This window comes from Sutcliffiella halmapala, from assembly GCF_002019665.1.
Taxonomy (GTDB): Bacteria; Bacillota; Bacilli; order Bacillales; family Bacillaceae_I; genus Sutcliffiella_A; species Sutcliffiella_A halmapala.
In genome coordinates this window covers 3,150,004-3,166,908 of the sequence record NZ_KV917375.1, presented here as the reverse complement: position 1 = coordinate 3,166,908, position 16,905 = coordinate 3,150,004, and the positions used below count along the sequence as shown (strand labels likewise).

At 38.5% G+C, this 16,905-nt stretch carries 13 protein-coding genes; 12 read left to right on the top strand and 1 reads right to left on the bottom strand.

All coding sequences use genetic code 11. From position 1 onward, the window contains the following. Positions 1-65 precede the first annotated feature (65 nt). The 7 genes from BK580_RS15645 to hutG all read left to right on the top strand — a co-directional run bounded on the left by BK580_RS15645 (position 66) and on the right by hutG (position 7,685). Complete coding sequence (locus tag BK580_RS15645) at positions 66-851, top strand: SDR family oxidoreductase (protein WP_078381243.1); 786 nt, start codon at positions 66-68, stop codon at positions 849-851. A gap of 39 nt (positions 852-890) precedes the next feature. After that, positions 891-1,505, top strand: a complete 615-nt coding sequence (locus BK580_RS15640; protein WP_078381242.1) for a hypothetical protein — start codon at positions 891-893, stop codon at positions 1,503-1,505. A gap of 127 nt (positions 1,506-1,632) precedes the next feature. After that, positions 1,633-2,073, top strand: a complete 441-nt coding sequence (hutP, locus tag BK580_RS15635) for a histidine utilization transcription antiterminator HutP (RefSeq protein ID WP_078381241.1) — start codon at positions 1,633-1,635, stop codon at positions 2,071-2,073. Between the two features lie 111 nt (positions 2,074-2,184). After that, positions 2,185-3,684: a histidine ammonia-lyase gene (hutH, locus tag BK580_RS15630; RefSeq protein ID WP_078381240.1), complete on the top strand. Its 1,500-nt coding sequence runs from the start codon at positions 2,185-2,187 to the stop codon at positions 3,682-3,684. A gap of 124 nt (positions 3,685-3,808) precedes the next feature. Beyond that, a complete protein-coding gene (gene hutU, locus BK580_RS15625) occupies positions 3,809-5,473 on the top strand; it encodes a urocanate hydratase (RefSeq protein ID WP_078381239.1) in 1,665 nt (554 codons plus the stop codon). A gap of 3 nt (positions 5,474-5,476) precedes the next feature. After that, positions 5,477-6,736 (top strand): imidazolonepropionase, encoded by a 1,260-nt coding sequence (gene hutI / locus BK580_RS15620; RefSeq protein WP_078381238.1) that lies wholly within the window; start codon positions 5,477-5,479, stop codon positions 6,734-6,736. Continuing rightward, on the top strand, positions 6,729-7,685 hold the full coding sequence (hutG, locus tag BK580_RS15615; protein ID WP_078381237.1) for a formimidoylglutamase: 957 nt from the start codon (positions 6,729-6,731) through the stop codon (positions 7,683-7,685). The genes hutI and hutG overlap by 8 nt, the downstream gene beginning before the upstream one ends. Before the next feature lie 141 nt (positions 7,686-7,826). Here hutG and BK580_RS15610 read toward each other — a convergent pair whose 3' ends face one another. After that, complete coding sequence (locus BK580_RS15610; protein ID WP_328589053.1) at positions 7,827-8,714, bottom strand: NAD(P)-dependent oxidoreductase; 888 nt, start codon at positions 8,712-8,714, stop codon at positions 7,827-7,829. Positions 8,715-8,985: 271 nt separating this feature from the next. On the opposite strand from BK580_RS15610, the gene BK580_RS15605 reads away from it, so the two are divergent. From BK580_RS15605 to BK580_RS15585, 5 genes are all read left to right on the top strand, one after another. Next, a complete protein-coding gene (locus BK580_RS15605; protein WP_078381236.1) occupies positions 8,986-10,857 on the top strand; it encodes a PAS domain S-box protein in 1,872 nt (623 codons plus the stop codon). A 657-nt stretch (positions 10,858-11,514) separates the two neighbouring features. Further along, positions 11,515-12,858: a sodium-dependent transporter gene (locus BK580_RS15600; RefSeq protein ID WP_078381235.1), complete on the top strand. Its 1,344-nt coding sequence runs from the start codon at positions 11,515-11,517 to the stop codon at positions 12,856-12,858. A gap of 413 nt (positions 12,859-13,271) precedes the next feature. Beyond that, positions 13,272-14,411: a S8 family peptidase gene (locus BK580_RS15595; protein WP_078381234.1), complete on the top strand. Its 1,140-nt coding sequence runs from the start codon at positions 13,272-13,274 to the stop codon at positions 14,409-14,411. Between the two features lie 106 nt (positions 14,412-14,517). Further along, positions 14,518-15,018 (top strand): hypothetical protein, encoded by a 501-nt coding sequence (locus BK580_RS15590; protein ID WP_078381233.1) that lies wholly within the window; start codon positions 14,518-14,520, stop codon positions 15,016-15,018. Between the two features lie 214 nt (positions 15,019-15,232). Continuing rightward, the gene (locus BK580_RS15585) at positions 15,233-16,141 is read left to right on the top strand and encodes a nuclease-related domain-containing protein (RefSeq protein ID WP_235864055.1); all 909 of its coding nucleotides are present in this window, start codon (positions 15,233-15,235) and stop codon (positions 16,139-16,141) included. Positions 16,142-16,905 lie beyond the last annotated feature (764 nt).

Genomic DNA, 16,905 nt, shown 5'->3' with positions numbered 1-16,905 from the left:
TTACAAGCTCTGAAGGAAGCGTTATAATGGAAAGAGTTACATAATGGGGAAAGGTTGTGTGAAAAATGGAACTAAATCTTCAAGGAAAAACAGCACTTGTGTTAGCTTCAAGTCAAGGTCTAGGGAAGGCGATTGCTACCGCTCTTATAAAGGAAGGGGTCAATGTCGTCCTTGCTAGTCGCAATCAGGAAAAATTAGCAGTTGTATATTCGGAGTTAACTAGTCTAGAAGGTGGAAAGGCGAGCTATATTCCAACTGACATTATGCAGCCAGAACAAATTAAACAAGCAGTACAACATACGATTGACCAATTTGGTCAGCTAGATATTTTAGTGAACAATGCTGGAGGTCCTCCTGCGGGTTCTTTTGAACAAATTACAGACGAGCAATGGCAGCAGTCATTTGAATTAAATTTATTGAGTTATGTACGAATGATTCGCGAGGCCTTGCCGTATTTAAAGAAAAATGGCGGGAAAATTATCAACATAGCCTCTTCTTCGATAAAAGAACCTATTCCTGGTCTAATATTATCAAATACATTCCGTACAGGTATTGTTGGATTGACGAAGACACTCGCTGGGGAGCTAGCACAAGATAGAATTCTTATCAATACGGTTGCACCTGGTAGAATTGCGACTGATCGCGTAAGCTTCTTAGATGAGGTAAATGCTAAAAAGCAAGGAATCTCCAAGAATGAGATGGAAGAGAAAGTGAAAAGTACGATACCATTAGGACGTTATGGTGATCCCGAGGAATTTGCAAAAGTGGTAACGTTTCTAGTATCTGATGCAAATAGTTATATGACCGGAAGCTCCTTCTTAGTAGATGGCGGAATGGTTAAGTCAATATAAAGAAAAGATGCACCTAGACAGAAAGGAACACATAATCATATGAAAAGTTTATTGATACTTATTGCTGTAGGATTTACGGTAGGAATTGCGTTGGGGTTCATGAATATTTCATTTAATTTTTGGATATTTGTCGTCCTCCTTGTTATTGCTTTTTTTGCTCTTTCTTATCGAGATATAAGATATATGTTCTTGTCTAAAGACGCTGATAAAATAGAGAAATATCTGATGAAAAAGAAGCATGAACCATACTATGGATTTATTTTAGAATTAGCAAATGGGAACTTACCAGAAGCAAAACGTCAGCTTGATGATCTTGATAAAAAATGGAAAGGGAAGAAAACTGCTATCTTTCGAGCGCAGTATTATTTACGAGCTGGAAATACTCTAAAAGCGAAGGAAGAAGTAGCTCTTATTGACCAAGTAGTATTAAAGCATTATGTGTTGGCTACAATTGCGGCGGAAGAAAAAGATAATAAAACGGTAGAAGCTTTAATTCCCAAACTTCAGAAAGACTGGATGAAGCTAGCGATAGAAATAGAACAAGCGTTAAAGCGGAAAAATTATACTGTAGCTAAAGAAAAGAAAGAACAAGCGTTAGAAATCACAAAAGGGCTTCAGTATTATATGCTATATAAGGAATATGAAAAGATTTAAATGAGTTTGGAAATAGTAGAGCACAATGAAAATTCCAATTTCTTTGCTTGACAGAGAGGCATGTTCAAATTTACACTTAAACTAGTCGATAGTTATTAGAAAATTTTCAGTATTGAGGATAATGCAGATGGTATTAGCGTTAGAACGTCGAATTGGAAAATATGCGGTACTTTTGGCGATGGGTACGGAACAAGAAGGATTTTCTTTTTCGCTTCCAGAACAGTGGGGGACTTGTGTTGGAAAAGTCGGGTCCATGGATTCGCAAAAAGTAGTAGCAGCTATTGAAACTGCTGCAAAAAGAGAAGGTATCATAAAGTCTGATGGGTATCGAGAGACACATGCGCTCTATCATGCCATTATGGATGCGTTGAGTGGTGTAACACGAGGTCAGGTTCAGCTTGGCTCCTTAATGAGAACAGTAGGACTACGTTTTGCTGTAGTGAGAGGAAACCCTTATGAAGAGTTAGAAGAGGGTGACTGGATAGCAGTCGCGCTTTATGGAACAATTGGAGCTCCAGTGCGTGGTTCGGAGCATGAGACAATTGGACTTGGAATTAATCACATTTAAATAAACTATGCCCATAGTTGCTGAAAAATAGGGGGCTGTACTTTAATGAACGTTTATTAAAGTATGGCCCTCTTTTATTTTTATTGTTGGTATCAGAGAGGATGGATTGTCATGATTATTTTAAGCGGAGAATCATTAACACTAGAAAAGATGAGAGCTATATTATTTGAAAATGAAAAAGTATCCCCATGTAAAGAAGCGATGAAGCGAGTAGTGGGCAGTCGTGCCGCCGTGGAAAACATTGTATTAGACGGAGAAGTAGTTTATGGCATAACGACTGGATTTGGGAAATTTAGTGATGTACTAATTCCAGTTGAGGAAACGGAAATATTACAGCGTCATCTAATCCATTCACATGCATGCGGAGTAGGTGAATCATTTTCAGAAGTAATTGGTCGAGCGATGCTTGTTTTAAGAGCAAATGCGTTACTGAAAGGTTATTCAGGTGTTAGGCCGATTGTTATTGAACGGCTTTTGGAATATGTAAATGAGGGTATTCATCCCGTAGTTCCACAGCAGGGTTCACTTGGCGCGAGTGGGGATTTAGCTCCTTTATCTCATTTAGCCTTAACGCTGTTAGGGGAGGGGGAGGTATTTTATAGAGGTGAAAGAGTTCATACAAGTGTAGTTTTGACTAAAAAAGGGATTACACCTATTGAACTAAAAGCAAAAGAAGGCTTGGCTCTTATTAATGGCACACAGGCTATGACAGCTGTTGGAGTAGTTGCCTATTTAGAGGCGGAGAAACTTGCTTTTCAGGCTGAATCTATTGCTGCACTGACATTTGAAGGGTTAGAAGGTGTTGTAGATGCATTAGATGAGGATGTTCATCTTGTAAGAGGATATCCAGAACAGGTTGGGGTAGCTGCACGAGTGCGTACGCTATTGTACGGCAGTAAGCTTGTAACTAAACAGGGGGAAAAGCGGGTGCAGGATGCTTATTCTTTACGTTGTATTCCTCAAGTGCATGGCGCCTCATGGCAAGTGCTTGGGTATGTGAAGGAGAAACTCGAAATAGAAATGAATGCAGCGACGGATAATCCCTTAATCTTTGGGGATGGTGAAAAGGTCATTTCTGGAGGTAATTTCCACGGTCAGCCGATAGCGTTTGCAATGGACTTTTTAAAGCTTGGGATGGCGGAACTTGCAAATATATCTGAACGTAGAATTGAACGATTGGTAAATCCGCAATTAAATGACTTACCTCCGTTTTTAAGTGCGAAACCAGGACTTCAATCAGGTGCCATGATTATGCAATATTGTGCAGCTTCCTTAGTATCAGAAAACAAAACGTTAGCGCATCCGGCAAGTGTGGACTCCATTCCATCTTCGGCTAATCAAGAAGATCATGTAAGTATGGGAACTATCGGAGCAAGACATGCCCATCAAATAATAGCTAATGTTCGAAGAGTCCTTGCAATTGAATGGATCTGCGCCATGCAAGCAGTAGAATACCGAGGAGTCCATCAAGCAGCTCCACTTATGCAGCAATGGTACCAAGAAGGAAGAACGGTGGTCCCAAGCATCACCGAAGATCGAATTTTCTCCAAAGACATTGAAGCATTAACAGAATGGCTCCAATATAGGGGAAGTGTATTGTGCAGGGCGTGAAACTCCTGCTGGGGCTAGGCACCAAACAGTAATTTAATAGTTTTGCAACTTAACTGTAACGAATTCAAAGTTTAATGGGAGATGTATTACCAATAAATGATAATAGGCGAGAGGATGAGTGAGTATGGAGAAGGTAAATGTGATTAGAGCTCCAAGAGGCAGTGAACTAAATACGAAGGGGTGGGTGCAGGAGGCTGCGCTTCGCATGTTGATGAATAATCTAGATCCTGAAGTGGCAGAGATTCCTAGCGAGTTGGTTGTTTATGGTGGAATCGGAAAAGCAGCACGCAATTGGGAAAGCTTTGATGCTATTGTCGCTTCTCTTAAGGAATTGAAGAATGATGAAACATTACTCATTCAGTCTGGAAAACCTGTAGCAGTTTTCCGCAGCCATGAAGATGCACCGCGTGTACTTTTAGCTAATTCCAATTTAGTGCCAAAATGGGCGAATTGGGAGCATTTCCATGAACTCGATAAAAAGGGCTTAATGATGTATGGCCAAATGACAGCAGGTAGTTGGATTTATATAGGAACACAAGGGATTTTACAAGGTACCTATGAAACATTTGCAGAAGCAGCCAAGCAATATTTTAATAATAGTTTAAAAGGTACAATCACTGTTACAGCTGGGCTTGGTGGCATGGGTGGCGCACAACCTCTTGCAGTTACGATGAATGGTGGAGTATGTATCGCTATTGATGTAGATGAACATCGTATTGATCGCCGTCTTGAAACTAAATATTGTGATGTGAAAATGACGAACTTAGAAGAAGCAATAGTAAAAGCGGAAGAATATAAGAGATTAGGAAAACCTCTTTCCATTGGACTTGTAGGAAACGCGGCTGAAATTCTACCGCAACTAGTAGAAAGAGCATTTACGCCGGATTTGTTAACAGACCAAACATCAGCGCATGATCCACTCAATGGTTATATCCCAATGGATATGACAGTAGAAGATGCTGCAATCTTAAGAGAGAAGGAACCGGCGCAGCTTGTCAATCTGGCAAAACAAAGCATGGCAGAGCATGTGAAAGCTATGCTTGAACTGCAAAAAAGAGGAGCAGTTACATTCGATTATGGAAACAATATTCGCCAAGTAGCACTAGACGAAGGTGTCACGAATGCTTTTGATTTTCCTGGATTTGTACCGGCATTTATCCGTCCACAATTTTGTGAAGGAAAAGGTCCATTCCGCTGGGTCGCGCTTTCAGGGGATCCTGAGGATATCTACAAAACAGATGAAGTTATTCTAAAAGAATTCGCTGACAACGAGCATCTTTGCAATTGGATCAAGATGGCTCGAGAAAAAGTAGCATTTCAAGGATTGCCATCACGAATTTGCTGGTTAGGATATGGAGAACGTGCACGCTTTGGAAAAATTATTAACGAAATGGTAGCAAGCGGTGAGCTTTCAGCACCAATCGTTATTGGCAGGGATCATTTGGATTGTGGGTCTGTGGCATCCCCAAATCGTGAAACGGAAGCGATGTTAGACGGAAGTGATGCAGTAGCGGATTGGCCCATTTTAAATGCCTTAATCAACGGAGTAAATGGAGCGAGCTGGGTTTCTGTCCATCATGGAGGTGGTGTAGGGATGGGCTACTCTCTACATGCAGGAATGGTGATTGTTGCAGATGGAACGGAGGCTGCAGGACGCAGACTAGAGAGAGTGTTAACGTCTGATCCTGGTATGGGAGTAGTGCGTCATGCCGATGCGGGTTACGACCTAGCAAAAAAAGTAGCAAAAGAAAAAGGTGTCCACATTCCCCTTTTAAAGGAGCGTGAATAAACAATGCAACTTGATACCTTATTGATTAATTGTGGGGAATTACTAACTATGGATCATGAGACAACTGTTGTAAAAGGTGAGCAAATGAACACCGTTCCCCTTATAAAAGACGGCGCAATCGGGTGGAAGGATGGAATAATTACTTTCATCGGCACAAGCGAGCAGGCGAAAGATTTAACAAGTAAGAAAGTGATAGATTGTCAAGGAATGCTTGTTACACCTGGTTTAGTTGATCCACATACGCATCTAGTGTTTGGTGGATCAAGAGAACATGAAATTGCTTTAAAGCAACAGGGAGTACCATATCTGGAAATTCTTAAGCAAGGTGGAGGCATCCATTCTACGGTAAGAGCAACTAGAAATGCTAGCTTTGAAGAGTTATATGAAAAAGCGCACTTTCATTTAAAGAGATTACTAAGCTATGGTATCACTACACTGGAAGCGAAAAGTGGCTATGGATTAGATAAAGAAACTGAATTAAAACAGCTTCATATTGTAAAGGAATTAGCGAAAAATACTGACATGAATATTGCTTCCACCTTTTTAGGGGCCCATGCAATTCCAAACGAATTTAAAGATTATCCAAACGATTTTCTTCAGGACATGGCGGGACTATTTCAAGAAATAAAAGAACAGGGTTTAGCCGAGTTTGTCGATATCTTTTGCGAGGAAGGCGTATTTACCATCGAGCAATCGAAAACATTCCTCACATTAGCAAAAGAAGCTGGATTTGCTGTAAAAATACATGCAGATGAAATTGTCTCGTTAGGTGGAACGGAATTAGCAATTGAACTAGGTGCAGCTTCTGCTGATCATTTAATCGCGGCATCAGATAAAGCCGTTGAAATGTTTGGGTCCTCTGAAACGGTTGCTGTCTTATTACCTGGTACAACGTTTTATTTAAACAAAGATTCGTATGCACAAGCTAGGGGAATTATTGATGCGGGTGGCTCGGTTGCGTTGGCAACCGATTTTAATCCAGGAAGCTCCCCGACTGAAAATATCCAATTTATTATGAATCTAGCCATGCTAAAGCTGAAGATGACGTGTGAAGAAATATGGAATGCAGTGACGGTTAATGCGGCAAAAGCAATTCACAAAGAGGACATTGCAGGGAAATTAACGGTAGGACGAAGAGCAGATGTCGTGGTATGGAATGCACCAAACTATCACTATGTTCCGTACCATTATGGGGTCAATCATATCCAGAGCGTTTACTTAAATGGCCGTGAAGTTGCTAAGGGGGGCGCTTATCTTGACTAATCCTCCCTATTTACAAAAGGCAAATACTCCGCTGTTTGTCGATCGGCATTACCCGAAGGCAGCAGAGCTTTTACAAGAATGGGACGGAGACAAGGTAGAGGGACTTGCGCTAATCGGTGTTCCTCTATCTAAGCCTTCGATTAGTCATTCTGGTGCATGCTTCACACCAGGAGTAATTCGAAAGCTGTTACAATCGTATTCCACCTATGCAATTGAGGATAGCGCCGATCTCTTGAAAACGAATAAAATTGTGGATATTGGCGATATTTCCATGCATACAACAGATGTGAAAGAATCATATAGACGAATAGAAGAAACAGTGTCAACCTTAATGGGAACTTCTCCAGCATGTCTGCCTTTATTTATAGGTGGTGATCATTCCATTACTTATTCTACCTTAAAGGGAATGGTAGAGAAAAAAGGGAAAATTGGAGTCATTCAATTTGATGCTCATCATGATCTTCGTAATACAGAAGACGGGGGACCGACGAACGGGACTCCATTTCGGAGATTGTTAGAAGCAGGAGTTTTAAAAGGAGAACATCTGGTACAGATTGGCATACGCAATTACTCTAACAGCGCCTTTTACCACAATTATGCGAAGGAAAATGGTGTTACAATATATACAATGTCAGATGTGAAAAAGCTTGGAATATCAACGGTAATCGAGCAAGCAGTTCAAGAGTTATCTAGTAAAGTAGATCACCTGTATATTTCGATTGATATAGATGTTCTAGATCAAGCATTTGCCCCTGGCTGTCCAGCGATAGGTCCAGGTGGGATGACAAGTGATCAATTGCTAGAGGCGATATTTTTATTAGGGAAGGAAAAAACGATATGTGCACTTGATATCGTAGAAATCGACCCAACCATTGATTTTCGAGATATGACAAGTCGTGTCGCTCTATTTTGTTTGTTGGAGTTTATCCGTGGTAGAGGTAAAGTATAAGAGTAAGAGAAAAATTGCTGAGTCTTCCTTTTATAGTCTTGGATTTAATAACTTGTTATTGTTATATGTTCAACAAAAGAACAAAAGCTTTGGCTACTTTAGATGAGTAGCCAAAGCTTTTTTAAGTTGTCATTCCATTTGTTATTGCTTCTTCCAAAGCTTATACAACGCTTGGGTACCACTATTTTCTTCTCCATTTTCTGATAGCTTTACATACATATCCTTAGCGAGTGCTAGTCCTGGAACATTCAAGCTCATACGTTCTGCTTCATCTAATGCGATCTCCATATCTTTAATAAAATGCTTCACAAAAAAACCAGGTTCAAAGTTATCCGCAATAATACGTGGAGCTAGATTACTAAGTGACCAACTTCCTGCAGCACCGCTGGAAATGCTCTTTAACACGTCTTCAGGATTTAATCCTGCTGCTTCTGCGTACGCAAGTGCTTCACAAACTCCAATCATATTGGTAGCAATCGCAATTTGATTACACATTTTAGTGTGTTGTCCAGCACCAGCGTCCCCTTGATGAATGATATTCGCTCCTAATGCCTGAAAGATAGGAAGGCATGCCTCATAGTCTTCCTTAGCGCCACCCACCATAATGGTCAATCGTGCTTCCCTAGCTCCGATGTCCCCTCCAGATACTGGGGCATCTAAACTATGTATATTTCGTGCTTTTGCTTCTTGATAAATCTGTTTCGCAAGGGTTGGAGTAGAAGTCGTCATATCGATAACATAGGTTCCTTCTTGTGCCTGAGCTAAAATTCCATCCTCCCGGAAATATACTTCCTCTACATCCTTTGGATATCCAACCATAGTTAGGATAAAGTCAGCTTGACGAGCTGCCTCACCAGCACTGTTCGCCCAACGAGCACCAAGAGCCAACAGCCCCTCCGCCTTCTCCTTCGAACGTGTATAAACCACAACTTCAAACCCCACGCGTAACAAATGTCCCGCCATACTGCTCCCCATTACCCCAGTACCTACAAACGCAACCGTCTTTGTTTTTGCTTCTATACTCATCATCAAATTCCTCCTAGGGCCTGACCCGATATTAAAATTTAATAGTACAACTAATGATTTTCTTATTATATCAAATGGATGTGTGATTTTAATAGGATAGTAGTATTGAGTTATATTTTTTCTCGGCTTTGGGTTAGATAGTGTAAGAATCTGCAGGTTTTGTTATAATATTTAGAAAAATAAAGAAATTTGTAGTATAATAGGGAATGTTGGAAATAATTTCACTTATAGAATCTCCTTATATATAAATTGATAGAATTAGAAGGGAGGAAGAATGTTGGAAAAACCTCATTCTTTGATGAAAAATAGAGAAAATCAATCTGTAGAATCGATTTCCAAAATTCATCTTATCATTATTATTTCTCCGACCGGAAACATACTCTATACCTCTTCTTCCTGTGAATCATTATTAGGTTACCAAAATACCGAAATAGTGGAAACTCAACTAGAGGAATGGATACACGCGGAAGACCTCTACTTAATAGGGAGTTTGATTTACAAACCCTCCCATCAGGCCCATTGTTTTTTTCGAATGAAAACAAAAGATAGTGATTTTGTGTGGATGGAAGCTACCTTGTCCGAAATACAAGATCCTGTCCAGCAATGTCCAAAAGAAATAGTATTACAACTCACTCAAACCTCAGATATTGGAAAACTATCACCACAGCAAACCAATATTAAAATGAATATACAAGATACAAACGAAGATACATATCATATAGAAAAGCAGAGTTATGTTCAAGAAACCGAACAAGACTATTCAGCTTATGACTTAATAGAACATCTTGCAAATGGACTATTCATTACAGTGGATGGAATTATTAAATATGTAAATGAAGCTGGAATGAGTATGCTTGGTGCTTACGATAAAAATCAATTAATCAATACCTCAGTTTATGATTATATAGACGAGAATTATCACGAAATCGTTCAACAACGGATTAAATCTGTCCAACAAGGTTTTCGAGTCGGGCTAATGGAACAAAGATGGTATCGCTTGGACGGTAGAATAATTGAAGTGGAAATCACTTCTAACCAAACAATGTATAAGGGGAAATCTGCTTCTTTTATCATGCTTATGGATATTTCACATCGGAAAAATTTCCATAAGATTTTACAAAACAGTAGAGAACGATTTCGCAAGCTTGTGCAAAATTCTATTGATACAATAGGGGTAATTTGTGATGAAAAATGGACCTTTATAAATGATTCTGGAGTGAAAATGCTCGAAGTAGACAGTTATGGAGAGTTAATTGGGCAAAGTATTTATAAAAATATAGATAAAGAGGATTTCCAGCATATTTGGTCAGTAGTTCATTCTCATCAGAATGGAAACAAGCTTCCTACTTTTGAACAAGAATGGACGACCATGAAGAATCATAAACTTTATACCGAACTAATTGGGATCCCCACTACCTATCTCGGTAAAGAAGCCCTGCAGGTCATCATTCGTGATATCACAGAAAGAAAGCAAGCAGAAGCAGTCATGTTGCAGTCGGAAAAGCTATCGGTTGCAGGCCAATTAGCTGCTGGTATTGCCCATGAAATAAGAAATCCGTTAACCGCAATTAAAGGATTTTTCAAATTGTTAGAACGAGAAATCGACCAAAAGCAAGAATATTTCCATATCATTGAGTCGGAACTCAGTAGAATAGAATTGATTCTAAGTGAACTGCTCTTGTTAGCAAAGCCTCATCAAGTGCGTGTACAAAATGTGGCTCTAGACTCTTTACTTAAAGATGTGACAACTCTCCTCGAAACGCAAGCCATCATGAATAATGTTTGGTTTGATATGAAATTAGAAGCGGATAATCCTTTTGTAAAGTGTGATGATAATCAAGTAAAGCAGGTGTTTATCAATTTAATTAAGAATGGAATAGAAGCAATGAGTGAAGGTGGCATAATCTTCATTGAAACAAAAGATGTCGATGATGAAGTAGTAATCAGTATTAGAGACGAAGGAAAAGGGATACCTGAAGAAGTAATAGCACGTTTAGGGGAGCCATTTTTCACAACTAAGACCACAGGTACAGGTTTAGGGCTCATGATAACTTTTAACATCATTAAAAACCATCAAGGCTTATTAAGCGTGAAAAGCGAAGTAAATGTAGGAACGACCTTTGAAGTACGCTTTCATAAAGAGTAAACTTTCTATAAAAACTTTACTAAACTAATTATCGATTTCAAGATAGCTACCCATGATAACCAAATTTGCACCATAGCTGATGAAAATATGACTTATTTCGGTTAAGTTGAATGTCTTAGTTGACCCGTTCCCCCTGATGATTGTAGTGCAAGGCGTGAGACTCCTGCGGGAATGCTCCCGAGGCCGCCCGCGGAAAGCGAACGCCTGGCACGGAAATCATCAGGGTGTTCAAAGAGGCCACCAAATTTTCATGATAGACTTACTCGATTATCCTCTATACTCCAGTTGGGAAATGATGATTATTCATTGATCTGTTGGAAAATACTTTTATTAAAATGTAACTGAACAATACAAAATAAATAAGAGTCAAATAACAAAATATTATTGTGATATAAAAATGCTAATCCTTACATGTTATCAGCATATAAGAGAATTATAATTAATGATACACGGGAGTCTATTAACAAGGAATCCTGCTAGGAAAAAGGTTTCGACCAAGATTTTACACTTAAGTGGTTAATTAAGTTGGATAAATTATTTTAAAAACACCCCAAAATAATCAATCCTTTTCATGGTTTTTACAGAATATTCCCTATACAAATTACATAGGGGATAGTATCATAATAGACTAATCTTTAGAAATAGGAGTTTATAATAATGAAACAGCATGAGCAATGGTCTTCAAAAATTGGCTTTATATTAGCTGCAGCAGGTTCAGCTATTGGTCTTGGTGCAATATGGAAATTCCCATATATGGCTGGAACCAACGGAGGCGGAATCTTTTTTCTTATATTTTTACTTTTTACCTTGCTTATCGGAGCACCGATGTTATTGGCAGAATTCATTATTGGACGATCGACACAAAAAGATGCCATTAGGTCGTACAAAGACTTAGCTAAAAATTCAAAGTGGCATTACATAGGAGTTTTAGGGGTGATAACATCCTTCATTCTTTTATCCTTTTATAGCGTGGTTGGAGGATGGATTGTCGCCTATCTTGGAAAAAGCTTGACAGGTAGCCTCAGTAATTTCACCTTAGCTGAATATTCTGGGCTTTTTGAACAGACAATATCTAGTTCCTATCAAGTGCTAATTGCACAATTTATTTTTATATTAATCACCATCTATGTTGTTCAATTAGGGGTCCAAAGTGGACTTGAAAAAGCAAGCAAAATATTAATGCCATTACTATTTATCCTTTTTCTTGTGTTACTAGTGAGGTCTATCACATTAGAAGGCGCATTAGAGGGAGTTCTTTTCCTTTTAAAGCCGAACTTATCGCTTATTACGACAAATACATTTCTAACGGCGTTGGGAATGGCCTTATTCTCCTTAAGTGTTGGGATATCCATAATGGTCACGTATAGTTCTTACTTATCAAAAAAAGAAAACTTAATTAGATCAGCAGGCTCTGTAGTAGGTCTAAATATTTTCATATCTTTTCTATCAGGTCTAGTCATTTTTCCAGCAGTTTTTGCATTAGGATTACAGCCAGATGAAGGACCAGGACTCGTGTTTGTGATCTTACCAGCAGTTTTTGATCAGCTACCATTTGGTGCGATTTTCTTAGCATTGTTCTTAGTCCTTTTACTGTTTGCCACTCTTACCTCAGCTTTTTCTATTTTAGAAATAATTGTGGCGGTTATTGTGAAGGATAACCAAGAAAAGCGGAAGAAAGTATCTTGGATTATCGGTCTCATTATCTTTATAATCGGAATTCCATCGGCTCTGTCGTTTGGTGTTCTCTCAGATATTGCTATATTTGGTCGTAATATATTTGATTCGCTAGATTTTATCGTAAGTAATATAGGTTTGCCCCTTGGATCGTTATTAATTTCAATTTTTGTAGGATACAGAATCCCTAAAGATATCCTAGAGGACGAATTTTTCCAAGGCTCTACCGTGAAAAAATCCCTTTTTAAAACGTGGTACTATCTTATGAGATACGTTATCCCAGTTGCAATATTGTTAGTGTTTATTCGATCACTAGGGTTTATCTAAAAAGAAAGACGCCGGAGACTATTCTTCGGTGTTTTTTTTGAGTTTTTTAAAGTGGTGAATTCTACTTGAAAGAAATCCCTCCTTATCAAAATTAACTGCCATATAGGATGGATTTTTCATTTTCAAGTGAAAAAATAACTAAGTAAGTTGGTGCTATAGTTCATACAGCACCGTACATAGGAATGGTTGATGTGTTTTATCCAACAAAATAATTCGAAAATTACATGTAACTAATAAAAAAGTCATACGGATTTACCATGATAAACCATTGGGAAAATGGTTTAGGGGAATAAGCTATTAGAGATGATTCTTTCAGGTACTTTCCCAATAACAATCTCGCCAGCCCTATGCTAGCATCATAAGTGTTCGAATGATTTAATTGTTCGAAAAAAACTTGAGAGGATGATCTACATATGAAAAAAGTCAGTAAGATTTTCTCTATGCTAGTAGCAATTGCGTTAGTGCTCTCGTTTTCTTTTACACCAGCGGAGGCAAGTTCAAGTTCGAAAGTAACTCCCTTATTTAAAGACTATTTGATTGGGTTTAAAAATCCTGTTTCTAAACAAACTAATCAACTTGTAACAACACTAGGAGGGACGGTCAATCACCAATATAAACATATGGAGGTTTTACAAGTATCCTTACCAGAAGTAGCTGTTGCGGCATTAGAAAAGAATCCGTTAATTGAATACGTTGAAGAAGATATTGAATATAAAATCGACGCACAGACAGTCCCTTATGGTATTCCTCACATTAAAGCAGATGTAGCTCACTCTCAAAATGTAATAGGTACCGGAGTAAAGGTAGCGGTGTTAGATACAGGAATTGATTCGAGTCATGAGGACCTTCGGGTTGCTGGTGGAGCAAGCTTTGTTTCAGGTGAAGCGGATGCGTTAACAGACGGAAATGGTCACGGAACCCATGTCGCAGGTACGATTGCTGCATTGAATAATAATGTTGGTGTGTTAGGAGTTTCCTATGATGTCGAGTTATATGCGGTTAAAGTGTTAAGTAGCAGTGGGAGTGGGACTTTAAGTGGAATTGCCCAGGGAATTGAATGGGCAATTGATAATGAGATGGATGTTATCAATATGAGCTTAGGTGGTAGTACGGGTTCTTCCACATTAAAGCAAGCAAGTGATAATGCGTACAATAGCGGAATTGTAGTCGTGGCGGCAGCAGGGAACAGCGGCTCTTTCTTCGGCTTAATTAATACTATTGGCTATCCAGCAAGATATGATTCAGTTATTGCTGTGGGGGCGGTAGATGCTAATAATAATCGGGCATCCTTTTCAAGTGTAGGTAATGAGTTGGAACTTATGGCACCAGGAGTTAATATCAATAGTACCTTACCAGGAAATCAATATGGCTCATTAAACGGAACGTCGATGGCGTCGCCACATGTAGCGGGAGCCGCAGCACTGATACTGGCGAAGTATCCCAATTTAACAAATGTAGAAGTAAGACAAAAATTAAGGGAAACAGCAACAAATTTAGGGTCTGCCTTTAATTATGGCCATGGGGTCATTAATGTGGAAGAAGCCTTAAACTAAAATAGCATTTCGTACCTTATCTCTATTTGAGGTAAGGTGCTTTTTTTGTAAAAAAGGATTTAAGTACTACAACATAGAAAATAATAGAAAAGGAGGCTGCTATTTTTTGAGAAAAGGCTATTTTGTTCTAGTTATTTTTGTAGTAATTTTTCTAGTAGGATATTCTTATTCTATTCAAAGTAAAGAAATTCCTGATGAGATGGATGTTGCTATTACAGAATTTATAATAAATCACAATAAAACAAGGTTTGGTGAAACAGAAAAACAATTTGAAGTACATAAAATATATGGTACAGAAGAAAAGGACGGCATCATACACGTATATATGTATTCACTCTACAATGGCTACAATCGAACAACTGGTGCATACCCTAGATCTGGAGGGTCATATCCTGTATATCTCTCATTAAAGAAAGAAGAAAATGATTATACAATTCTCGAGTATATGGAACCAGATGATGGCTACTATCATGTTACTTCCATCAAGGAAATGTTTCCAAGAAAGTACGTGAATAAGGCAATAAGAGATTCCGGAAATATAAGCGGATTAGAAAAAGAGATGACTAAACAAGTAGAAGAATGGTTGGGGAAAAAGGAAGAAAGGTAGCTGATTTCTACTGTTTTTATTTGCAATGTAAAATATTGCTGTCGATTTAGTGTCCAGACCTCGTCGCTTCGCATCGGTGGGGTCTTTTTTGATTTTTATTTGAATTTATGTGTAAAGAGGTAGGGAGAAAATATCAAAATTTCATTCTCGGAAGAGTTGTTATAATTATCTGAAAGTTATATGATAAAAGTGGAAATAGAAAGGAGAGATGCTGATGAAGGATCGTTTGGAATCATCCGAATTAACAATTATGAGATCATTAAATGCTCGGATGAGTTTAGGGGAAAAGGAGAAAACTTACTATGGTAACCTTGAAAAAGGATTTAAAGGGGAGCTGAAATTTGATCAGTGGTTGGAAAATTTATCAGATGACTATATTGTTTTAAATGATCTATTATTCGAAATTAACAATACGCTCTTTCAAATTGATTCCTTAGTAATTTCTTCAAACACGGTTTATTTTTTCGAAGTAAAGAACTATGAAGGTGATTTTTTTATCAGTGGTGATAGGTGGTACTCCTTATCAAAGACAGAAATTAAGAATCCATTACTTCAATTGAAACGAAATGCATCTTTGTTCCGACAATTGCTACAGAGCCTTGGGTTTAATATTACGATTGAATCCTACGTTATCTTCGTAAACCCCGAATTTCAACTATTTCAGGCACCTCTAAATCAACCCATTATTTTCCCAAATCAATTAAATCGCTTTAGTACAAAGCTTCGAAAAAAATCAGCTGAATTAAATGAAGAGTCTAGGGAGTTGGCAGAGCAATTATTGTCTTTACATTTATCTGAGTCTCCATATAGTCGGTTGCCGAAATACGAGTATGATAAATTGAAAAAAGGAGTTATATGTCTTAATTGTAGGGGGTTTTATAGTGCCATGATTAGAACAAATCTAATGTGTGAAGGTTGTGGTAATAAGGAGGATTATCAAATTGCAGTATTGCGTAGTGTGAGAGAATTTACGCAATTGTTTCCGGATAGTAAAATAATTACTCGGAAAATTTATGAGTGGTGTAACGGAATAGTAAGTAACAAATCAATACGTAAAATTCTAATAAGTAACTATAAATTAATAGAATCTGGTACTTCTTCTTACTATGTGGAAAAAGATTAAATTCCATTTTACTGGATTTTTATTACCAAAATCAAATTCAAGCTTGTCAGTATTGTTATCGGAAAATGATTTAATGTATAAGAATGAGAGAAATAAGTATTAGATACTTAATCAAGTGTGATTACCGATTAAATGGAAGAAAACACGAAATAGAGGGAACAATCAGAGCGTGATCGTGCCCTCAAAACCGGAAAACTTGAAATAGAGGGAACGATCGGAGCGTGATCGTGCCCTCAAAACTGGCAAACACGAAATAGAGGGAACGATCGTAGCGTGATCGTGCCCTCAAAACCGAAAACCACGAAATAGAGGGAACGATGAGAGCGTGATCGTGCCCTCAAAACTGACAAACCCGAAATAGAGGGAACGATCGTAGCGTAATCGTGCCCTCAAAACCGAAAACCACGAAATAGAGGGAACGATGAGAGCGTGATCGTGCCCTCAAAACCGGAAAACTTGAAATAGAGGGAACGATCAAAGCCTGATCGTTCCCTCAAAACCGAAAACCACGAAATAGAGGGAACGATCGTAGCGTGATCGTGCCCTCAAAACCGAAAACCACGAAATAGAGGGAACGATCGTAGCCTGATCGTGCCCTCAAAACCGAAAACCACGAAATAGAGGTAACGATCAAAGCCTGATCGTGCCCTCAAAACCGAAAAACGCGAAATAGGGGTAACGATCAAAGCCTGATCGTGCCCTCAAAACCGAAAACCACGAAATAGAGGGAACGATCAAATTGCAATCGTTCCCTCCAATTAAAA